Here is a 21501-nt window from a genome sequence, read left to right on the forward strand (position 1 = left end):
CTTAGGTGGGATTTGCCCCCCCTAAAACCGGTCAAACTACGTGGGACAGGACAATTCTAGGGAATAAAGAGGCAACTGGTAGACGCGCTGGACTCAAAATCCAGTACCTTCACGGGTGTGGGAGTTCGATTCTCCCCGGAGGCACCAATCGATACAATTGAATGACATTAGAGAAAATCTCCCGCTGCTGTTCTTTGGGCGCTGATTCTAAAAGCTTCAGTGTTCTGGTGGTGGCAAACAAAGTGAAGATCGCAAAAAAGCAGGCATTGGCCGTAGAACTCTCTACGATTTGATTGATCCAAAAAAGGAATTCAATCCAGAGCTTTCAACGATTTCGGCAGTGATTAGAGCTTTAGCTGCTTAAAAAAACATCTATAAACAGCGTTGCGATGATCTATTTATCAATGACACAACTTCTTTTAGGACGAATCGCTCCTCCGGAGAAGCTTTCATGACTTTCCAGACACCCTCCGGAGAAGCTCAAAGCTGATTGAATCTATACAGCTGCATAAAATGTGGTCGTTAAATGAACTTCAGGTGAAATTAACGTGCTCATTAAACGGCCCTTCTTTTGCAGAATATTTGGTGAAAAGGGAGAGATTTTATGAAAATACTTTTGTTCTCATTAGTTTTGGCCATTTCATCGATTGCGCAGGCCTCTGTTATGTACATTCAAAGAGATACATTTAGCTGCTCTGACAGCAAAACCTATCATGTTGCTCGACATTTTTCTGGAGGTTGGGGTCCGGGAAATTGGAAAGTAATAGCATTGTGTAATTTAGGGATCCTGAAGCAGGAAAGTTATAATGGACGTTATCACGACCCAAGAGATTCAAGTCCCGAGGTGGCCAAATGCATCGACGAAGATACAAAAAGCATTAGATCCTGTTATAGCGAATTTAGTGAGTTAAACTCAATGTCAGGTAAAGGCAATTTGCCTCAAATTAGAAACTATAAAAGGGCAGAAGATGTTGCTCCCTCTCGAGGATCGACAAGATAATTTCCACCCTTTACCTAAAGCCCAGAACTTTTGAATTCTCAAAATCCAACTTGGAAAAGATTAAATATTTTTTATTTATAATAACAAACTATACAATAAAAAAAATTTAATGGGTCATTACTCTACGTAGTACGGAAGTATTTACAGGAAATGATGAATGAAATATGAATAATTTCTAAATTAAAATAATTTACACACTATTAAAATAATTTACTCACTTTTTATCTGAGATTTTCTTCATATTCATTGTAATTAATTTTAAAAAACATTACATCAACTCAAGATTAAACTAAGGAGTTGGGATTTTATGTTAAAAAATATTTTTATTATCGTCGTATTCTTTTTTCTTCAGCCAATATTTGCTGCTGATGTTCCAAACCAAATTCATATTGAAATCAAAAATAAAGATTCTGGCTATGTCACTCTTAAACAACGCTATGATTTTGACACTCCCCGAGTAAAATTCAATGAAGGTGAATGGACTGAGGCAAAACTTCATACACGCGGAGAACATTGCGTACGCCCTGCCCGAAAATGCTTAGGATTTAGCACCGACACCCACATAGCTATGCGTGCACCTTATGGGAAAATGATATCAGGAAAGGCATTTATATTAACAAGTCTTACGAGCGACAATGGCTATATCAATACAAAAGTTGGCAGTCTTTTTCTCGAAGAACTAAAACTTTTTCACTCCACCACTCTCTATGTAGAACTTTTTATCAATAAAAAATCTCAAGGTCTCTATTTGCTTATGGAAAACCCCGAGAAAGCGCTAATCAAAGCAACAAATACACCCTTTATTGCAAGAAGAGGCTTCAAACACGTCATTGAAGTAAAATATTATAATAAAAAACAAAAAACCCACACACAAGAAGAGTTTGTTCAAGCATACGAAGAAATTTATTCAAACCTTAAAACTTATAAAGGCGAAGATCTTTATAACTTCTTAAAACAGAAAATGAACATTGATCACTACATGCAATGGCTCGCTTTAAATTACTATTTAAAAAACGGTGATTTTACAGACGAGCTTTTCATCTTTGCAGTTCCAAATCCAGATGGCAGTGATAAAATTTACTTTGATATTGCAGGGTGGGATTTTGAAGATCTCTTTTTAAGTTCTCATTTAAGTATTCAAAACATCTGGAATAGCGAACTGATTAAATCATCTTTAGTATATTCCGTTGAAGATTCCATCGATAAAAAGATAGCTAAAGACGATGTTCTAAATCAGAAATTCAGAAATATTCTTTTCAACCTTTTAACCACTGAAATTACTGATAATTCAACCGTCGTAAATTATAAAATGGTACGGGAAGAAATCAGCCCCTATTTGGATGTACAAAGAATTTTGGACGCATCAGTTTTGGATAAGCCCAAAGTAGGCGTATACACAAAGAATTACATTTTAGATCTTATTGATCAAAGAATTCGTGAACTCTCAAAACGTAGAGTTAAAACACTTAAAAAGTTAGAGTATTACTCGCACAAATAAAAAATTTTAATAGGGATCAATTAAACCCATAGGCATAACTCCCCTTTTTTCTTTTTTATCTGCGGAGGTTTGTACCTGGCTTTTCAACACAAACTGTTACATGGTTATTTTCAATTTGAATCGCTTGTGCGACATAACCACTTGTTGAGCAAAGCTTAGTGAGTTTGTTTAAAAATAAATTATCATATAAAATCCGAGAAGAAATTCCCGAAGCATTTAATGTACGTTGACTATCAATCTTCCCATTTAATTCACTACTAATCATATGATCGGGAGTTGATATACCTCTATAATGTTGTTTTCGATCTTCAAAATTTATTTCAAAATTGCCAGTTATTGCATTGGAACAATTGTATCGAAGTATATGTATTGATTTCCAATCTGTAGCACCATCGTCCCATCCTTGTTGATCGTAATCTTGAATAGATAAATCATTAAGTTTACAAGAAAAAGTTTCAATCACTGGAGAACCATTTTCATGGCTAAATCCAGTATGATTAATGGTGAGCTTAATAGCAAAAAGTTTAACATCTGAGGCTTGTACTTTGAAACTAAGTACACACAAAACTGAAACAATCAAAAGCCGAAACATAAACAACTCCTTGGTAAATATTGTTAGTTCTGATCTCTTTGTGAGGATTTACTTCGTGGATGATAAAAATTTAAAATTGCATTTCTATCTTCACTACTTAATCCATCACCTTGGCCGATAACATCATTAAACTCAGCATACTCAGGCCTAACTTTCATGGTATGTAAGCCGTATTTTTTTGCACCTGACCAAATTGAATAATGCATAATTGATAGAAAGTCATAAGTTGGTTTTTCAAATTTTACAAGCATAGTATCAAACTGCGAACTCATTTCAGGATCTATATTTGACTCAATCATATCAATGTATTGTGTACGTTCTTGTCTCTGGTGCTCATGAATAAAGCCAAAAGCATGACCAAGTTCATGCAAAACGGTCCTGTGGCTAAAACAATAGCCACCAGGTGCCAAATTCATTCGATGAGCAACACCTGGTTCACCTGCGCCTAGATAAGACCAACAGCCCCCCAAACGTTTTGAAACGATTAGATAACTAAGGTTTGATTGCACAAGTCCTGACATATTGTCTGTATAATCTATGCAGCTCACGGTTCCCATCTGGGCCCACTCTGCACAGGCACTAAAAAATATTTTCTTTTCATCTACAGTGACATCTTCTTCAAAAACTACAGGTATTATTCCATTAGGCCATTTGCGTATTGAAACTGAATAAGTATGAAGCATGCTATTGCTTAGGACAGAGGGTATGGCGGCTTGAGTTTTTAATATGTCAGAAATAGACATTTCTTCTAATGTTACAACCATATCACCATTGATGACTTGATTGCTTTGCAAGCTAATACCCGTAGCATCAATTGCACTTAAGACTTCAGATCCCGAACTAACAGATGAAATAATTAAAGCTAGAATTAAAAAGTAATTAGCCATCGTTTTCATATGCACCATCCCATAAACAGGGGAAGACGAAAATTGTTTATGAACCGCAAGTACAACTGTCGATTGGAAGTGTAATTATAGATTCATTTGAAGATGTTTCAGCGCGAAACTTTGCACGATAAGAATACGTATTTCCAGCTGAGACAGCATAATCGGTGTAATCTCTTTGATCAGATGTAAAGTCACTGCCTGTATTATTCGAATTCGGTGCTACCCAGCCCCAAAATTTATTTGGATCATTTAGATCTGAATCACCTTTTTGCAAACTATTTGAATTGGCATCTGAATATGAACACCAGGTGAGATACACACGTGGATTCGCGACGCCGCCTTCACAGCGTGATTTCAAACAACCTTGAGGATCTGGATTGTAACCAGGGCAATGTGTAGGTTCGAGCCCCCCAGTTGGTTTTGGAACTTGTGTGAATTCTGCAGGAGCACAGTTAATAACCGAAGTTACTGCCGTTAATGCCAGTGCAACAAATAATGTCTTTAAGTATGTCGTCTTCATAGTGCTCAGAAAAATTCCTTTCGCTGCACACTACTAAAGCATAGAGCATGCCGCAAACTAGGGGCGCCAGATGTTATTATATTTGAGATGCCTTGTGCTTTCAGAGGAGCTTTTGGTAAGTGTTTAACCACTTATTAACGACACCACTTAATAATGGCCTGTTTTTATATATTTAGATGATTATGAAAAAATCTTAAGGTGTGCCGCTTTTGGGCGCGAAAAAAGCCGCTCTTAGGATCAAAGAGCGGCAGTAATGCTAAATTTTAATTTTAAACCTTAGTGAGAACGCGAGACCACTGAACAATTTGAGCTTTTACTGTATCAGCGACTTCGTTGAATTGAACGCCGTATCGTTTTTCTTGTTCGCTCCAAACGATATGTCCTTGAACATCAATTTTTGTTTTTCCATCGGGGCTCGCAATAGACATAGTGACAACACTTCCCTGCTTGAGCATCGCATCGGCATTGATCTCAGAACCACCGACAGAGATAGTTTTGATTGCGCCTACAAGTTCTTTGTCGCCAAGTTTAAGTGTGACAGAACTATTAATTGCGTAGCGGTCAAAGCGTCGACGATTACTTGCTTTTTCAGGTGTTCTCAAAGCAGAAATTAGAACTAATGGTAACAGTAACATCGCTAAAGTTATAACAACTTGCTTAACGCGATCTTGTGGGCCGATATTTTTATCAACAATGTTTTTTCCCACTACTGAAACTAAACCACAACCGCCACCACGACTTGCAATAGAACTTGCAAGACCGCGATCAGCAGGATTTACAGTAAGCATAAAATTTGGTTTGTACGAACTCACTGCAGTGTTTTTTGCTGCATTTACCGCATTATAAACATTTAAGCGTCCGGATGTTTGCACATAAGGAGCAAGATTACTTTTTGGATCAACAGTCGCCAAAACAAGACTCTTTACTTGAAAGCAATTCATTACAGGAGATTCCACACGCATCATGCCAGCTACACCTGCAACAAATGGCGCTGCCATGCTGGTACCTGATAAGTACGCAAATAAATTACCAGGATATGTACTTAAAATACCAACTCCAGGTGAACTTAAATGAACTAATTTTGTTCCAAAGTTACTAAAGTTAGCGCGTGTATCATTATCATCAGAAGCGGCAACTGACACTACGTTTGGAATTTCATAACTTGCAGGATACGTTGGAGCTGAATCGTTATTGTTATTTGCATTTCCAGCAGCAACAACAAATACGACATCTTTATAGTACGAATAAGTTATAGCCTCGGCGAGTGCAATACTATATCCACCGCCGCCCCATGAATTATTCATCACCCGCGCACCATTATTAGCTGCGTAGTAAATTGCTTTAATAGCATCAGCTGTTGTGCCTGAACCCGTGCTATCTAAAAATTTCAATGGCATGATTTGAATTTTTGTCGCTGATGCAGGTATTGTAAATATATTTTCACTTACACCAAGTACAATGCCAGCTACGTGTGTACCGTGACCTTCATCATCATAGGGATTGTTATTGTTGTAAGCAAAGTTCCATCCACGAATATCATCTACAAAACCATTACGATCGTCATCAACACCACCCACACCGTTTACTTCAGCAGTATTTGACCAAATCGCATTCGTAAATGAAGTGTGAGTATAATCAACCCCCGTATCGATAACGGCTACAATTGAAGATTGAGTTCCTGTAATTATGGGCCACGTTGGAGTTGCTTGTATGGCAGCGGATGTCATACCAAAACTGAATCCAATAAACGAAAGTACTTGTGCTAGCGAGTAAGCTGAACTTGCAGGAGCGTCTTCTTCAAACTTATCTACAATGTAGTTTGGCTCTGCGTATTCTACTTCTTCGAGTGCTGAAATTTCTTGAATGCTTTGCTCTACTGTTTTGCCTGGATCATCAATTTTCATATGATGCATGTTTATATTGTCCCACGACTCAAGGGCGCGCATGCGATGCTGACGATTGACTTTGTTTTTAAAATCACTTTGAAATTTCATTGAGAGAGGTTTTGCACTTTGCGCCGAGCCGTATGAACTACGATTTGGATCTTTTAATTTAACGATGATTTCAGATGCACGATAGCGCGTAGGTTTATTGGGCTGAGATAAAGCCTCAGATGAACCTAGAAAACATATAATAATACTGAAAACCAACGTACGCGAAAGTATAGCTTCCCCCCCAGGATCACTTCCCTTAGGGGTTACTAAAGCAAGGGCAAAGCCAAGCACATCAAACTTAGTTTAAGTTAATATAATCAGATATTTAACATGTTTTTAAATTGTTAATCAGGTGTTTTAGATTGACCAAATTATAGTCAAAAAACAATTTTGATTTAATATTCAATAATCAAATCAATGCCTTATCAAAACTGTGAAACAAGCTAACATGCCTTAGGGTTTGACAGTTTAAATAGCTTTAACTCTTCAAGAATTCGACTCGCTTTAAGGAGCTTGTGCATCCTCGGCAAAGATCTGAGGGTTAGGCTTAATCTTAGCTTTTTCCACAAGCTTCGAAGTCCAAGCCGTGTACACGTTTCGACCAAGATCTTTAGAATTTCCACCCATCATAGGGGGTTCTGCGACTGGCAAAGCTTTGCTATCTACATTTTTGTAGCGCAAAACATACACAGCACTTCCCACTTGAATAAGTTTTGGAAACACAGGTTTTTGAGGAGTTAATGAAAAAGCAGCGTTCACTACCTCGTCATACTCACCGATTTTTGGGATTCGATCATCGCTAAATGAAAATGTACCAGTTTGTTCCCATTTAACTCCCTTAGTTATACTCTCTAATTCTTTAAGTGCACCGTTAGGGTCGTTTGCAATTTTCTTATCTGCATCTGCTAATGCTTTTTCTATTTTCTTTTGTGCTACAAGTTTTTTAGCAATAGTGACTCGTGCGACATCAAATGGAGTGCTTTCGGCTGCTTTTTTACCTTCAACTTTAATGAAGTGATAACCAAAGTTAGTTTGAACAGGTTCAGAGATTTTTCCGATTGGTGATTCAAATGCCACTTTCTCAAACTCTGGAACCATCCGACCTTTATCAAACCAATCTAAGTCTCCACCTTTGTTTTTTGAGCCTGGATCATCGCTGTATTTTTTCGCAAGGCTTTCAAATGAAGATTTGTTGAGTTCTTCTTTAATTTTTGCGATCTTTTCTAAAGCTTGGGTTTGGGCCACCTTATTACCGCGATCAGCTTTTACTAATATATGACGAGCTCGTATTTGTTCAGGATGCGAGAACTCAGATTTATGAAGATCAAAATATTCTTTTAACTGATTTTGATTTTCCGCATCTTTAACGAAACTCTCAACCTCAGCATCAGTTGCAGAAACATTACCTGCCAATTGCTCTTTTTCTAATCGCAAAAATTCTAAATTCATCTTTTGCGCACTCAACGTTTTTTCTTTATCCAGCTCCGATTGACTTGGATTTAATGACTTTTCAAAGAGCCTACGTGTTTTTTCAATCAATGCTTCTTTACGAAGGTTATCTTCGAATTGAGAAGCTGACATACGGTAGTATTTCAAAAGTGAATCATAATTTTCTCTAGAAAATCTGCCATCTTTTTGAAGCATAGGAATTTCAGTAATAGATCTTCGGACTTCAGCATCTGTGACTTGAAGCCCAATTTTATGAGCTTGCTGTGTTACCAACTCACTATTGATAAGTTGTCGTAAGGCAGCTTCTTTCACACGATATTGGCGCTGAGCATTTTCATCGAAATTGCCTTGCATCATTTGCGAATAGAAATCGATCATACGCTGCAACGCATTGCGATATTCGGCGACCGTGATGGTTTTACCATTAACGACCGCAGCCGCTCCACCTACCCCATCATTATCTGATTTTTCAAAACCCCAGATGATAAAAACGGCAATGATTGGCCAAAAGACCAAGTGAATAACAAAACTTTTTGTATGCTTTCGCCAAAAGCCAATCATAAAACCTCCAAGCAGGGTCAATTGATGGCTGCATTTCACTTCACAACGACCGGAATATCAAGGCAAATTTAATGGTAGCTGAGATGAGAGTTTGTTATATATTAGGGTACATCATTGATTTAGGGCGTGGAGAAGAGATTCAATGTTCGGATTCTTTGAGTTAGATTTAAAAAAACTGCTTTTAGTTATACTTATTCTAGCTCTTCCTCTGATTTCAGTAAATCTTGAAAGACGAGATTCAGATACCGGCCCCAGGTGGTATGAACAGCCCGTTTTATGGATTGTTCACCCCACTCAAGAATTTTTTTCTAAGTTTGCGTTGGGCGTGTCACATACTACAAGTCATTATTTAAATCTCGTAAACATCAAAACTGAAAATCGCGTTTCAAAAGAAGAAGTTCTTAAACTCAAACAAGATCTCGCACAAGTTGTAGAGGTAAAGCTTGAGAACTCTCGATTAAAACAACAACTCCAATTCCAAGAAGAATCCCCCAATAACCTCTTAGGGGCACAGGTCATTGGCGTTGATCTTTGGGGAGAATACAGCTCCCTTAATATTAATAAAGGCTCAGATCACGGAATAATAAAAGGCATGGCCGTCATCACCAGAGAAGGTGCTGTGGGTTATATACTTAATAGCAGCGCAAAATATGCTACCGTATTGGCCCTTACAGATCAAAATGCCGTAATTGATGTACTCGTACAGCGTACGCGAGCTCGTGGGATTTCAGAGGGAATTGGTCGAGATCTTTGTCGCATTAAATACCTTCAGAGAACAGACGATGTTCAAATTGGTGATCTCGTCATTACAAGTGGTTTTGATGGGATATTTCCAAAAGGATTTCCTGTAGGCCTTGTTACAAAAGTGAGTAAGAAAAATTATGGTGTTACTCAAAACGTTGAGATGCGCCCAGTTGTAGATACAAACCGACTTGAAGAAGTATTCATCGTCATTGCTCCTGATATACGCGAATCAAAATTAACACCTACTGATACCGATGCTGATAAATTAGCTGAAAAGCCATCTGATAAACCGGTAGAAAAAACTATTGATAAAGTCCCAGTAAAGGCCAAGCCAACTCAATGAATCGAACATCATGGGTAATAACTAATTTCACATTATTTCTACTACTCGTGTTGATGGCAGCTTCTGTGCAAAGTAGCCTTTTACATTGGCTCATCGGTTGGCGCGCGACTATTCAAGTTGTCATTGTGATTTTTACTTACATCTGTCTTTACAGAAGTCCAACTGAAGCACTGTTATTTTCTATTGTGGCATTTTTCAGCATTGGGCTGATGTCAAACATGCTGCAAAGTGTGAGTGTATTTTCTGCGATTTGCATGTTTTTAGCATTAAGAACTGTTCGAACCAGAATTTATTCTTCAAGCCCCGTGCATTTCACATGGACTGCCCTTGGAGCAATCTTTGGCTTTCACTTGATCAGTTGGTTGACTGCAGAAATTTTTGAAACAAATCCACCCCATGCACATGTTCTTGATTGGGTGCTTGAGGTTTTAATTACTTCACTTTTTGTCAGACTCCTGTATGTGATTTTCATTTGGCTTGATCGACAAACAAAACGACTCACAATCATTGAGCTAAATTCATGACGCCACCAAATGACTGGATAGAAAATAGCGAAGATGTAAAAGAATACCAAGAGAGGTATCCGTTTGTGTATGGTGCAATCATCGTCACATTCATCATCTTAATAGGAAGGTTGTGGTATCTTCAAATAATCAGAGGCAGTGAACTCAAAAGATTTAGTGAAAAAAATCAAATTAAAGAACAAAAAATTCAAGCACCTCGCGGAATGTTATTAGATCGTGATGGCCAAATTTTGGTTGATAATCTTCCAACATTCAATGTGACATTGACACCGCAGTATCTCATTTCGCTTGATAAAACTTCTCAAGAACTTTCGGTAATTTTAAAAATCAAAAAAGAAGGCATCATTGATAAAGTAAAATCCAGCAGAAAACAAAATGGTATTTTTAAACCCGTTGCTATTAAAGAAAACGTAAGTCGTGATGAAGTTGCCATGGTTGAACGCCTCAAGTTTGATACCCCAGGTCTCAAAGTCGTTATGGGAATTAAGCGTAACTATCTTTTGAGTGATAATGGCGCTCAAATTTTCGGATATACGGGTGAGATCAGTAAAGAAGAACTCCCTGTACTTAACGCATCTCGTACACCCGATAACAAACTTAGATCAGGGGATGTGATTGGAAAATCAGGATTAGAAAAACGGTGGGATGCTGAAATTCGCGGCGTTGATGGAGAACGGTTTGTTTCTGTTGATGCGAGAGAACGAGAAGTTGCGGTAGGTCGAGATTTAATATTAACAGGATATCCAGAAAGTACGGATTCTATTCCTGGAAGAAATCTTGTTCTCACTATCGATAAAGATTTACAAGCCACAGCCTATGAATCAATGAAACGTAACAAACAAATTGGAAGTGTTGTAGCTATTGATCCCAACACGGGTGAAATACTATCTCTCCTGAATGCTCCGTCTTTTGATCCAAATCATTTTTCTACGGGTATCCCCCCAGATATTTGGGCCCAACTTGTAAATGATCCGTTTAAGCCTTTAAGAAATAAGGTTATCCAAGATCACTTTCCTCCTGGGAGTACTTTTAAAGCGATTGTCGCTTTAGCGGCACTTCAAGAAAAAGTAATTACTATTAATTCGTCATATCACTGTGGCGGATTTATGAAGTTTGGACGCAGAGATTATCACTGCTGGAAAAAACATGGTCATGGGCGCGTTAATGTTTTTCAAGCTCTTGAAAGCTCATGTGACGTATTTTTCTATCATGTGGGACTTCAACTTGGGATTGATCGCATTGCAAAGTATGCACGAAAATTAGGCATGGGCACTCGCACTGGAATATTACTAGATAACGAACGCTCTGGTCTTGTACCAGATACTGATTGGAAGAAAAAAACTTTAGGCGAAGAATGGCAACCTGGCGAGAATCTTTCAAATGCAATCGGCCAAGGATTTATGCTGCTCACCCCACTACAGATGGTCACCATATATTCTGCTATTGGCCTAGACGGATTAGTAAACAGACCTTACATCATTAAAAAAATTCAAGACATTGATGGCAATTCCAGACAAGAATTTGGATCCAAAACAATTCGCAATGTTCAAAGCACTGAAGATGGCAACGACGCTGTAATTAGTCTAGAAAATTTTGAAATTGTAAAAACTGGTTTGAGTAGAGTTTTTCAGGGAGATCACGGTACAGCACAAGCGTTTAAGATCCCAGGGTTAGAGATCGCAGGTAAAACAGGAACAGTGCAGTTGTTTACATTTACCAAAGAACAAGTATTTGCAAAATGTGAAGCAAGAGAACTAAAACAACGAAACAACGGTTGGCTTGTTGCTTTTGCTCCAAAAGACAAACCCAAGTTTGCCGTTGCAGTACATGTTGAACATGGATGTCATGGCACAACAGCAGGGCCCATCGTTAAAGACATGATGCTCGCCTATTTTAGAAAATATGCCCCTGAATATTTAAAAACTTATGATGAGAAAATGAAAAAAGCAGGCAAAATCGTAGTTCCCGCGAAAGAGGCTCAATAATGGCGTTACAAGTTCAAGAAAGAACAACAATAAGAAAAGTAGATTACAATCTTGCACTTGTGATTTTAGCCCTTAATCTTATAGGCCTTATAAATCTTTACTCAGCCACACACGGGCCAAATACTCGAGGTGGGGGTTCAAATTTATTTTGGGCGCAGTTAATGTATTTAGGAGCTGCTTGGATCATCTATGCTGCAATTACCTTTATTGATTATAGAATATTCTTACAACTTGCTTATCCGCTTTACGGTATTAATTTATGTCTATTAGTTTTAGTTTTTATTATCGGCCATACAGTCCTTGGCGGACAGCGCTGGATTGATCTTGGCCCCGTTCATTATCAGCCGTCAGAAACCATGAAGCCCATTATGGTTTTTGTTATAGCAAGATATTTCCATACACACGCACGGCCCGAAGGGCATACCCTTAAGGAATTAATAGTCCCAGCGACACTTGTGATGATCCCAGCACTTCTTGTGATCAAACAACCTGATTTGGGAACAGGGATGCTTTTAATGGGAATTATTTTTACGATGTTCGTATTTGTAAAAGTGCAAAAACGGGTATTACTCGTCGCGGGACTGATACTTTGCATAGCACTGCCTTTAGCTTGGAAATATTCACTCAAGGAATATCAGAAAAATAGGGTCCTCACATTTATCGAACCTAATCGTGACCCACGTGGAGCTGGATATAATAGCATTCAATCAAAAATTGCAGTTGGATCAGGCAAAGTCATTGGCAAAGGATTTAGAAAGGGCACTCAAAGTCAGCTTGAATTTTTACCCGAAAGACACACTGATTTTATCTTTAGTGTACTCTCTGAAGAACACGGTTTTGTAGGAAGCATCACAACACTTGGATTATTTAGCCTGCTTTTTTTAATGGGAGTTAGGATTGCAAGCCAAGCGAAAGACAAATTCGGAGTACTCTTAGTCATAGGCCTGATGGCCGTTTTATTTTGGCATGTATTTATAAACGTGGGGATGACCACAGGTCTACTCCCCATTGTTGGTATTCCGCTTCCACTCATTAGCTACGGTGGATCAAGTCTTCTCACCATCATGGTTTGCTTAGGAATAGTATCGAGTGTTTCTTTACGAAGATTTCTTTTTTAGAGCGCTTTTTGAACAAGTGAAACAACTTGAGCTTTGGGAATATTTCCTAAAGATTGATCAATCTGTTGACCAGCTTTAAACAAGATCAAAGTCGGGATACTACGAACGCCAAATTGAGTAGGCACCTCAGGGTTTTCGTCGATGTTTATTTTCACAACTTTGATTTGATCTTTATATTGCGCAGCTACGTCTTCCAAAGTTGGAGCAAGTGCACGACATGGTGCGCACCATTCAGCCCAAAAATCGACAAGTACTGGCACATTTGACTTTAATACTTCAGACTCGAAAGTGGCGTCTGTTACTACAGTTGTATTGGCTCCCATAAATTCCTCACTCAATTTAAAACGTTAAACTCGAAAACTAGCTGCATAATTAGATTATGCACTTAATGTAGTCACGATAAGCCACTTTGGCAAGGGGGCAATCTTGACATCATATAGGTCCACAAGGGAGTATTAAGGAGGAGGTAAAAGCATCTTTGGATAAATCGGAAATACGCGTTTTCATTGTAGAAGATGATATCACCTTGGGTAAAGCTCTGGTCGAAATGGTCAAGAAACTTGGGTACCAGCCTGTTTTATGCCCCAACCCTACTGAAGCTCAAAATCAATACCGCATTCAAGGCGCACATCTTATCATCGTGGATTGTCTTTTACCTAAAATGCCAGGTGTAGATTTGGCAGTAAAATTAAGATCTGACGGCGCAAAAGAAACCCCCATTATTCTTATGAGTGGAATTTACAAAGATAAGGGTTTTATCAAAGATTCTGTTTTAAAAACGGGGGCTATCGCATTTTTTACTAAACCATTTAATATTGAAGAATTATCAGCGCTCATTAATACAACTCTTGAAAAATTTGCGAATAAGCAAGAATCACCACTTGAAAGTTTGATGACGGGCTCATTTAGCCCGGCAGAAAGAACAGCACTTATTTCACAACTAGGAATCATAGATGCTTTTGATATTCCTTGGATATGCAGCCTGATGATGATTCAAGGAATTAAAGTCACTTTACAGTTTCAAAATGAAAAAGAGAAAGCGTCTATTTCTTTTAACCAAGGCAAAATTGTTCAAATAGAAATGCAAAATCCTGAATCATACTTTGGAGCTTTGCTTATCGAAGGGGAATATCTCACATCTGAACAATTAGATGCGGCTTTAAAATTACAATCGCCAAAGCGAGTTGGCGAGCGCCTTGTAGATTTAAATCTACTATCACCGCATGTTATTAATTTAATTAATGCAGAACAAACTGCAATTAGACTTTCTAAAATAATCAAAGACACCTCTTATAAAATTAGTGTTAGTGATAAAACCTCAGAGGCAAGCCCAGCAAGTCTTGATGTTGAAGGTCTCTCTTCGTTTTTAATCGATTGGATCAACAGTAAGATTCAAGTTTCTTGGCTTGAACAACGCTATCTTCAATGGATCAACTCTCCCACTGTGCGTAGTCAAACCAGTTCACCACATCGGCGTATTTGGAATTTACCTCCTTTGAAAAACGTTCCAGCCATGATTAGCCAATTTGATAAAGGCGCTTCACTGGGTCAGGTTTTGGCCCAAGCTCAGTACAAAGAAGATCTTATTTATCAAGTATTTCACTTACTCATTTTGATTGATCACATAAGACTCAAACGTGAAGTCAGAGCCATCGATGAAACAGCTCAACTTGCACGTTTGCAAAAACTTTATAATGAAATGCAAAATCAAGATTTTTTTGCAACCCTTGGTGTAAATAGAAATGCTAAAGCCACAGATATTAAAAAAACTTACCACGAATTAGCCAAAATATTTCACCCTGATAAATTATCTGGAAGTGCAAGTCCTCAACTCAAAGATCTTGCGCAAAAAGTATTTGGTCAAATGACTAAGGCTTACGACATACTTTCAAATGAGCAAAAAAAGGCTGTTCATGTAAAAGAAATTGAAATGGGTCGAGCCGAAACTATTCTTCAAGCAGAAGCTTTACTTGAAGAGGGTAAAACACTTCTAAAATCAGGCCTAGCTACAAAGGCGCAAGAAAGATTTGAAGAAGCCATCAGACTCAGACCTCCTACGAGTGAACTACTTATTCATTTGGCATGGGCGAAAATAATGAGCATGATCAATCAGCCAAATAACGAAGAACAGCTCATGTACGTTGAAAACACCCTTAATAAAATTCCACCCGAAGATAGACACAATTTTACTTATTATTTCGTAAAAGGGCTTTTTCAGCACATCATGGGTGAAGATGGAGCTGCAAAGAAAAACGTTTTACATGCACTTTCACTAAATCCTAAATTTACAGAAGCAGAGCGCGTTTTACGCTTTATTGAAATAAAGAAAAACAATGAAAAGGTTGATCTTCTCAGTGGTGACATCACATCAGTTGTCGGAAATTTCTTTAAGAAAAAATAATTATTTTTTAAATAATTTTAAAACAAAGTTTTTTCGCTCTTGCTCAAGCAGAGTGAGATCTGTGCTTTTTTCATACTGACGTATGCTTGACAACTCTTCTTGAACTTTATTGTGAGGGAATCCATTAAGATTGGAGGTTGGAGCTTCTTTTAAAAACTGGGCGTATTTTTGCACTCGTAGCTGATCTGATTCAGGATGCAAAGTATGATTACTTTCTGATGTCGATACGTGTTTTTCTTTTTTACCTGTGATGTGTTGCAAATTATCTGCACTTGAATCTTTGCTTATTGAAAGTTTATCAAACTTTACCATTATGGCAGCAAGATCAACCTCCAAAAGTTGACTTACAGATGTAATAATCGTTCTTGGATTTAATGGCGTTTCAACTGCGGCATCAGCGATAAAGGCATCCAGCAGATCAGGATTTTGTAATTTATTTCGAGGAAATAGGAGTAAAAGTTTTGAGTGATTTCCTTTTTTCTTAACTTTTTTACCAACGCGGACACCATTTATTTTATGCCCATCTCCTGTGGCAACTACAAGATCTGGTGAGATGGCGAGCATGCGTTCAGCAAGTGTTACTTCGTTGCGAATAGACTCAACTTCGAATCCTACTTTTTTGAGTAATGTTTCAAGAAACAATAATTCATTATAATCTTCTATAACCAATAAAATGCGTTTCATATTACCCTCCCAATTATTATAATGGAGATCAACTCTATCTAGCCATAGCTTTGTACACAATTGTTGACGCATCTCTATATTAAGTTAGGATAGAACCCATGTTAGTAAGTGGGTTCACCGTCATTCGAAATGCCCAAATTATGGGTTATCCTATTGTCCAGTCCATACGCTCCATCTTGCCACTGGTTGATGAGTTCGTAATTGGCCTTGGTCAAAGTGATGATAAAACCCGTGAGTTACTTAATCAAATCAATGATCCTAAAATTAAAATTTTTGATTCAATCTGGGATACTTCAAAAACAGTTGGCGGTTTAATATTAAGTGAAAAAACCAATGAAGCCTTAGATAAATGCCTTGGAGATTGGTGTTTTTATCTTCAGGCAGACGAAGTAATTCATGAACTAGATTTCGCAACTATTTATAAATCATTAGAAAAATATCGTAACGACGCTAAAGTTGAAGGCCTACTTTTCAAATACCTCCACTTCTACGGTTCTTACGGAGTCGTAGCCCAAGCGCGCAATTGGTACCGCAATGAAGTCCGTATCGTAAGACGAAGCGCAGGTGCTCGTAGTTTTGGCGATGCGCAGGGCTTTAAGGTCAATAACCGCAAGCCTTTGGTCAAGTCATGTGGCGGCACTGTTTATCATTATGGATGGGTAAAAAAACCTGAAGCAATGGGCCAAAAGAACAAACATATGTTTCGCTGGTGGCATGGGAATAAATACGATGACGCATTCAATAATTTTGCGTATAAGAGTGGCTACGGACTAAGATATTTCAAAGGTGCACATCCTGCCGTTATGAAAGAACTTGTGGCCGCTCAAGATTGGCAATTTAACCTTAAAAAAGGTGTGGCCCACTGGAATATGAAAGACTATAAGAATTTTTTCAGCGATGTGGTTGAGAAAATCACAGGTCATCGATTCGGTGAGCATAAAAATTATATATTGATCAAACAATAAAGGAGTCTTGTTAAATGGAAATCGCAGACAGACAGTTTTCACTCACAACTAAACGCGGAACAGTAAAAATTGGAAAAGGCCATGAAATAGCCCTGATCGCTGGCCCCTGCGTTGTGGAATCAGAAGAACTGATCATGGATGTGGCTAAAAAACTTGTCGATATCGCAGATCGTTTAGGGATCGGACTTATCTTTAAAAGCAGTTATGAAAAAGACAATCGCGGCTCTGAAAAAAATTGGCGAGGACCTGGCGCTGAAGATGGTCTCAAGATACTTAAAAAAGTACGAGACACTTATGGCATTCCCGTTTTAAGTGATATTCACCGTCAAGAAGATGTTCAACTGGCTGCAGAGTATTTAGATGTTTTGCAAATACCAGCTTATCTTTGTCAGCAAACAAGTTTGGTTTTAGCCTGCGGTGAAACCGGTAAAGCCGTAAACGTCAAAAAAGGACAATTCTTAGCTCCTGAAAATATGAAAAGCCCGCTAGGCAAACTTCGCAGCGTTGGTGCAAAAAATGTTTTGCTTACAGAGCGAGGTGCTAGTTTTGGTTACAACAGATTAGTTCATGATGTTCGTTGTATTCCAATTATGCAAAATCTTGGTGCACCAGTAGTAATGGATTCCACACATATTATTCGCATTTACGGAATTTCATCTGCTGATCCAAAAGGTGGTGAGCCTGAGTTTGTTCCACACCTTACTCTCTCTGCTGTTGCAGCAGGGGCAGATTGTCTTTTCTTAGAAACTCATCCTAATCCTAAAGTAGCATTATGCGATGGAGCATCCATGCTTCAACTAGATCTACTTGAACCCTTGATGAAGAAATGTTTAGCAATAACTAAGGCTATCGGACGCCCTTAAAGGAAACTAAATGAGCCTGTACCGCGCTCAGCATGCAGGTCTCTATATTTTCTGGGAAATGGTACCCAGCTTTGTGCTGGGTAATATCGTATTCATTTTCATATTGTTGATGTTTCAAGTTTTGCGCTTGAGTGAATTCATCATCATTCACGGCGTTGGCTTTGCAACTATTCTCAAACTTGTTACTTACATGACCATTAGTTTTTTACCCGCATGTATTCCTATTAGTTTACTTTTTAGTATCTTACTCACTTATGGGCGTTTAAGTAGCGATAGTGAAATTGTCGCATTTAAAGCATCAGGTCTACACATGGGGCATCTCCTTGTACCCGCAGTAGCACTGGGCATGATCGTCGCAGCAGTTTCTGCATATGTAAGTTTTTACGGTGCTCCTTGGGGCAATCGAGGTTTTGAAGTTTTATTCACACGTCTTGCAAACACTAAAGCTGCAGCAACAATTCAAGAAGGTGTTTTTTCTGAAGGTTTTTTTGATCTCGTCTTGTATGCCGATAAAGTCGATAGTAAACACGGGCGACTTAAAAAAGTTTTTATCTACGATGAAAGAGAAGGCTCTGTTCCTGTCACCGTCATCGCCCAAGAAGGCTTACTCATTGACTCTGACCCCAACTTTCCAGGAAAAGGCGTTACACTTAGATTAGTAAGCGGAAATATTCATCGCACAAGTGATGACAATTATACGAAAGTTGATTTTAAAGCCTATGACATAAGCCTTACAAATACCGCAGCAGATGCCGTGCGAGAAAAAAGCCCTCCCTCGTATACTTATAATGATCTACGAGACGAAATGAAAAATCCCAAAAAAGATTTAGGCGAACATAGAGTCCTTGTTGCCGAATACCACAAGCGTTGGGCACTCGCATTTGCCTGCATCGTATTTGGAATATTAGGTGTGGGTGCTGGAACATTCACGAATCGTCGAGCCGTAAGAGCAAGTGGCCTTGTAGTGTCACTCATCATTATGGTGAGTTATTGGGTTTTATATATTTCTGGAGAAAGCCTTGCTCGAAATGGAACTATCCCCGCTTGGCTTGCGATGTGGATGGCCAATTTTATTTTCGGCACCATAAGTATATGGACAGTTAAGCGGTCTTGGTAATCGCTTTAACTTACCGCGGGAGTGTTCTCAGGGTTATTGTCTTGTACATCTTCGGTATAATCACATTCTTTAATCGGACATTTAATAATATTTCCGCTTTTCTTAGTGTACTTAGAAACAAGAAATGGATTTTTACAAGTCGGACAAGGACGCGTCAGTGGTTTATCCCATGAAACGAAATCACATTTTGGATAACTTGAACATCCGTAAAAAGCGCGCCCACGACGTGAAACACGTGATGTAACATCACCACCACAACCTTTAGGGCACTTTACTCCTGTTGAAATAGCTTTTGTGGTTTTACATTCAGGATATGCCGTACATGCCAAAAATTTACCAAATCTTCCAAATTTTACGGCCATGGGGCTTGAGCATTTCTCACATTTTTCATCAGTCGTTTCGACTTTTCTAACTTCGATTACTCCGTCTGCGTTTTTTTCAAACTCAGCCGTTGATTTGCAATCAGGGTAGTTAGTGCATGCTAAAAACTGACCGTTTCGCCCCCATTTAATAACCATGAGTGCTGAATCTTTTGGGCAAATAATATCAGTAGGAATTGCTTGTGCCTTGATATTGCGCATTTTCTCTTTTGCAATATCAAGTGTTGCTTTAAATGGAGCATAAAACGCAGTCAATGTTTCAACCCAACCACGTTCACCTTCTTCAATGCGGTCAAGTTGATCTTCCATTGAGGCCGTAAACTCGACATCTAAAATATCTTTAAAATTTTCAACTAAAAGTTCTGTAACGATGTTTCCTAGATCTGTAGGTTTAAAGCGTCCGGCCTGATCTTTCTCGACGTATTCTTTATCAAGAATTGTTGAAATAATGGCTGCATAGGTAGAAGGTCTTCCGATACCTTTTTCTTCAAGATCTTTTATAAGACTTGCGTCAGTGAATCTCGGTGGTGGCTGAGTAAAATGCTGTTCCGGTTTTAATTCTTTGAGTTTTGGACTCATTCCTACTTTGAGATCTTCAGGCAACAGTTGTTTGTCATCATCATCAGCTGGGGCATCTTCATCTTTTGATTCTTCATAAACTGCAGTGAAGCCATCAAATTTCATAATGCTCCCTGATGCTCTTAGCAAATAAGAGCCCGCTTTAATTTCAACAGATGTTTGATCAAAAACAGCTGGAACCATTTGACATGCTATAAAGCGATTCCAAATCAATACATAGAGTTTGTATTGATCAGGGGCAAGATACTCTTTTACTTCTTTAGGTGTTAATTCAAGATTTGTTGGTCTGATTGCTTCATGGGCATCTTGAGCACTCTTTTTTGTTTTATAAACAACAGGTTCAGATGGTAAATATTTTGCGCCAAAAGTGTCTTTAATATACGTGCGCACCTCTTTTAGAGCTTCATCACCAATTCGTGTAGAATCTGTTCTCATGTAAGTTATAAGACCTGTGGTTCCGTGAGAACCTACATCGATACCTTCATAAAGTTTTTGCGCCACCATCATAGTTTTTTTGGCAGGAAATCTTAACTTTCGAGCAGCTTCTTGCTGAAGTTTTGACGTAATAAATGGAGGCAAAGGATTTCTCTTTCGCTCTGATTTATCAACATCGGTAATTTTATATGTTTCTTTTTTAAGTTCAGCAGTGATTTTATCGGCTTCAGCTTTATTGTGAATTTCAATATTGTCTTTACCTTTTTTCGCAAGTTTTGCCCAAAACGGCTCACCCGCATCTAAATTAGCAGCAATAGACCAATACTCATCGGGCTTAAAAGCCAAAACTTCTTTTTCACGATCAACAACTATACGCACAGCAACTGATTGTACGCGCCCTGCACTTAAACCACGCCTGACTTTATCCCATAAAACTGGGGAAATTTGATAACCCACCAGACGATCTAAAATTCGACGGGCTTGTTGACTATCAACTTTATCTTGATTAATTTTTAGTGGCTTTTTGATAGCTTCGTTAACGGCTTTTTTTGTGATTTCGTTAAAAAGAATACGACTGATTTTCTTTTTATCAGTTTTTAGTTCTTCAGCTATATGCCAGGCAATTGCCTCCCCTTCACGATCAGGGTCAGGCGCTAAGAAAATGTGTTCAGCTTTTTTTGCGGCATTTTTAATGGCTTCAATTACTTTGTCTTTACCTTTGATGATTTCATAGGTGGGTTTAAATTTCTTTTTAACGTCGACACCTAATTTTTTTGGCGGAAGATCGCGAATATGCCCGACACTTGCAAGAACTTGATATTCTTTGCCTAAGTACTTCTCAATAGTTTTGGCTTTGGCCGGCGACTCAACGATTACAAGGGATTTTTTCACAACGTTTTATTACCTCTTAAAGGAATTCAAG

General features: G+C 38.4%; 18 protein-coding genes. 10 read left to right on the forward strand and 8 right to left on the reverse strand.

Translation table 11 applies throughout. The features are described from left to right. The first annotated feature begins 604 nt into the window (after nucleotides 1–604). A complete protein-coding gene (locus SGI74_06380; GenBank protein MDZ4677122.1) occupies nucleotides 605–1000 on the forward strand; it encodes a hypothetical protein in 396 nt (131 codons plus the stop codon). A 307-nt stretch (nucleotides 1001–1307) separates the two neighbouring features. Further along, entirely contained in the window at nucleotides 1308–2498 is a 1191-nt protein-coding gene (locus SGI74_06385; GenBank protein MDZ4677123.1) for a CotH kinase family protein, read from the forward strand. Between the two features lie 55 nt (nucleotides 2499–2553). Here SGI74_06385 and SGI74_06390 read toward each other — a convergent pair whose 3' ends face one another. From SGI74_06390 to SGI74_06410, 5 genes are all read right to left on the reverse strand, one after another. Then, the gene (locus tag SGI74_06390) at nucleotides 2554–3090 is read right to left on the reverse strand and encodes a hypothetical protein (GenBank protein MDZ4677124.1); all 537 of its coding nucleotides are present in this window, start codon (nucleotides 3088–3090) and stop codon (nucleotides 2554–2556) included. A gap of 23 nt (nucleotides 3091–3113) precedes the next feature. Next, nucleotides 3114–3986, reverse strand: coding sequence for a M12 family metallopeptidase (locus SGI74_06395; protein ID MDZ4677125.1), 873 nt, complete (start codon nucleotides 3984–3986; stop codon nucleotides 3114–3116). A gap of 37 nt (nucleotides 3987–4023) precedes the next feature. Beyond that, nucleotides 4024–4497, reverse strand: a complete 474-nt coding sequence (locus SGI74_06400) for a hypothetical protein (GenBank protein MDZ4677126.1) — start codon at nucleotides 4495–4497, stop codon at nucleotides 4024–4026. Nucleotides 4498–4766: 269 nt separating this feature from the next. After that, nucleotides 4767–6722: a S8 family serine peptidase gene (locus tag SGI74_06405; GenBank protein ID MDZ4677127.1), complete on the reverse strand. Its 1956-nt coding sequence runs from the start codon at nucleotides 6720–6722 to the stop codon at nucleotides 4767–4769. Nucleotides 6723–6935: 213 nt separating this feature from the next. Beyond that, the gene (locus SGI74_06410) at nucleotides 6936–8441 is read right to left on the reverse strand and encodes a SurA N-terminal domain-containing protein (GenBank protein ID MDZ4677128.1); all 1506 of its coding nucleotides are present in this window, start codon (nucleotides 8439–8441) and stop codon (nucleotides 6936–6938) included. A 142-nt stretch (nucleotides 8442–8583) separates the two neighbouring features. Between SGI74_06410 and mreC the strand changes: the two genes are divergently transcribed. From mreC to rodA, 4 genes are read left to right on the forward strand one after another with little or no spacing between them, the layout of a single operon-like run. Continuing rightward, nucleotides 8584–9528, forward strand: a complete 945-nt coding sequence (mreC, locus tag SGI74_06415; protein MDZ4677129.1) for a rod shape-determining protein MreC — start codon at nucleotides 8584–8586, stop codon at nucleotides 9526–9528. Beyond that, nucleotides 9525–10052, forward strand: a complete 528-nt coding sequence (locus SGI74_06420) for a hypothetical protein (GenBank protein MDZ4677130.1) — start codon at nucleotides 9525–9527, stop codon at nucleotides 10050–10052. The genes mreC and SGI74_06420 overlap by 4 nt, the downstream gene beginning before the upstream one ends. Then, nucleotides 10049–12037 (forward strand): penicillin-binding protein 2, encoded by a 1989-nt coding sequence (mrdA, locus tag SGI74_06425; GenBank protein ID MDZ4677131.1) that lies wholly within the window; start codon nucleotides 10049–10051, stop codon nucleotides 12035–12037. The genes SGI74_06420 and mrdA overlap by 4 nt, the downstream gene beginning before the upstream one ends. Then, nucleotides 12037–13155, forward strand: a complete 1119-nt coding sequence (rodA, locus tag SGI74_06430) for a rod shape-determining protein RodA (GenBank protein ID MDZ4677132.1) — start codon at nucleotides 12037–12039, stop codon at nucleotides 13153–13155. The genes mrdA and rodA overlap by 1 nt, the downstream gene beginning before the upstream one ends. Here rodA and trxA read toward each other — a convergent pair. Then, nucleotides 13152–13478, reverse strand: a complete 327-nt coding sequence (trxA, locus tag SGI74_06435) for a thioredoxin (GenBank protein ID MDZ4677133.1) — start codon at nucleotides 13476–13478, stop codon at nucleotides 13152–13154. The two genes, rodA and trxA, sit on opposite strands and share 4 nt — an antisense overlap. Nucleotides 13479–13633: 155 nt before the next feature. Between trxA and SGI74_06440 the strand changes: the two genes are divergently transcribed. Further along, entirely contained in the window at nucleotides 13634–15556 is a 1923-nt protein-coding gene (locus SGI74_06440) for a response regulator (GenBank protein ID MDZ4677134.1), read from the forward strand. On the opposite strand, the gene SGI74_06445 is transcribed toward SGI74_06440, so the two are convergent. Next, the gene (locus SGI74_06445) at nucleotides 15557–16240 is read right to left on the reverse strand and encodes a hypothetical protein (protein MDZ4677135.1); all 684 of its coding nucleotides are present in this window, start codon (nucleotides 16238–16240) and stop codon (nucleotides 15557–15559) included. A 98-nt stretch (nucleotides 16241–16338) separates the two neighbouring features. On the opposite strand from SGI74_06445, the gene SGI74_06450 reads away from it, so the two are divergent. The 3 genes from SGI74_06450 to lptF are packed head-to-tail and all read left to right on the forward strand — an operon-like array spanning nucleotide 16339 to nucleotide 19185. Continuing rightward, nucleotides 16339–17205 (forward strand): glycosyltransferase family 2 protein, encoded by an 867-nt coding sequence (locus SGI74_06450; protein MDZ4677136.1) that lies wholly within the window; start codon nucleotides 16339–16341, stop codon nucleotides 17203–17205. 14 nt (nucleotides 17206–17219) lie between these two features. Then, a complete protein-coding gene (gene kdsA / locus SGI74_06455; protein ID MDZ4677137.1) occupies nucleotides 17220–18068 on the forward strand; it encodes a 3-deoxy-8-phosphooctulonate synthase in 849 nt (282 codons plus the stop codon). Between the two features lie 10 nt (nucleotides 18069–18078). Beyond that, nucleotides 18079–19185, forward strand: coding sequence for an LPS export ABC transporter permease LptF (gene lptF / locus SGI74_06460; protein MDZ4677138.1), 1107 nt, complete (start codon nucleotides 18079–18081; stop codon nucleotides 19183–19185). Between the two features lie 5 nt (nucleotides 19186–19190). Here the strand turns inward: lptF and topA are convergent, their stop codons facing one another. Continuing rightward, nucleotides 19191–21470: a type I DNA topoisomerase gene (gene topA / locus SGI74_06465; GenBank protein ID MDZ4677139.1), complete on the reverse strand. Its 2280-nt coding sequence runs from the start codon at nucleotides 21468–21470 to the stop codon at nucleotides 19191–19193. Between the last annotated feature and the right edge of the window lie 31 nt (nucleotides 21471–21501).

It is taken from the genome of Oligoflexia bacterium, assembly GCA_034439615.1.
Classification (GTDB): domain Bacteria; phylum Bdellovibrionota; class Bdellovibrionia; order JABDDW01; family JABDDW01; genus JAWXAT01.

Bases quoted from the DNA above. Each gene is read 5' to 3' on its own strand.
- SGI74_06395 (MDZ4677125.1), bottom strand. From the start codon at position 3,986: ATGAAAACGATGGCTAATTACTTTTTAATTCTAGCTTTAATTATTTCA.
- mreC (MDZ4677129.1), top strand. From the start codon at position 8,584: ATGTTCGGATTCTTTGAGTTAGATTTAAAAAAACTGCTTTTAGTTATA.
- SGI74_06420 (MDZ4677130.1), top strand. From the start codon at position 9,525: ATGAATCGAACATCATGGGTAATAACTAATTTCACATTATTTCTACTA.
- SGI74_06450 (MDZ4677136.1), top strand. From the start codon at position 16,339: ATGTTAGTAAGTGGGTTCACCGTCATTCGAAATGCCCAAATTATGGGT.
- kdsA (MDZ4677137.1), top strand. From the start codon at position 17,220: ATGGAAATCGCAGACAGACAGTTTTCACTCACAACTAAACGCGGAACA.
- lptF (MDZ4677138.1), top strand. From the start codon at position 18,079: ATGAGCCTGTACCGCGCTCAGCATGCAGGTCTCTATATTTTCTGGGAA.
- SGI74_06380 (MDZ4677122.1), top strand. From the start codon at position 605: ATGAAAATACTTTTGTTCTCATTAGTTTTGGCCATTTCATCGATTGCG.
- SGI74_06390 (MDZ4677124.1), bottom strand. From the start codon at position 3,090: ATGTTTCGGCTTTTGATTGTTTCAGTTTTGTGTGTACTTAGTTTCAAA.
- SGI74_06385 (MDZ4677123.1), top strand. From the start codon at position 1,308: ATGTTAAAAAATATTTTTATTATCGTCGTATTCTTTTTTCTTCAGCCA.
- SGI74_06445 (MDZ4677135.1), bottom strand. From the start codon at position 16,240: ATGAAACGCATTTTATTGGTTATAGAAGATTATAATGAATTATTGTTT.
- rodA (MDZ4677132.1), top strand. From the start codon at position 12,037: ATGGCGTTACAAGTTCAAGAAAGAACAACAATAAGAAAAGTAGATTAC.
- trxA (MDZ4677133.1), bottom strand. From the start codon at position 13,478: ATGGGAGCCAATACAACTGTAGTAACAGACGCCACTTTCGAGTCTGAA.
- SGI74_06400 (MDZ4677126.1), bottom strand. From the start codon at position 4,497: ATGAAGACGACATACTTAAAGACATTATTTGTTGCACTGGCATTAACG.
- mrdA (MDZ4677131.1), top strand. From the start codon at position 10,049: ATGACGCCACCAAATGACTGGATAGAAAATAGCGAAGATGTAAAAGAA.
- SGI74_06410 (MDZ4677128.1), bottom strand. From the start codon at position 8,441: ATGATTGGCTTTTGGCGAAAGCATACAAAAAGTTTTGTTATTCACTTG.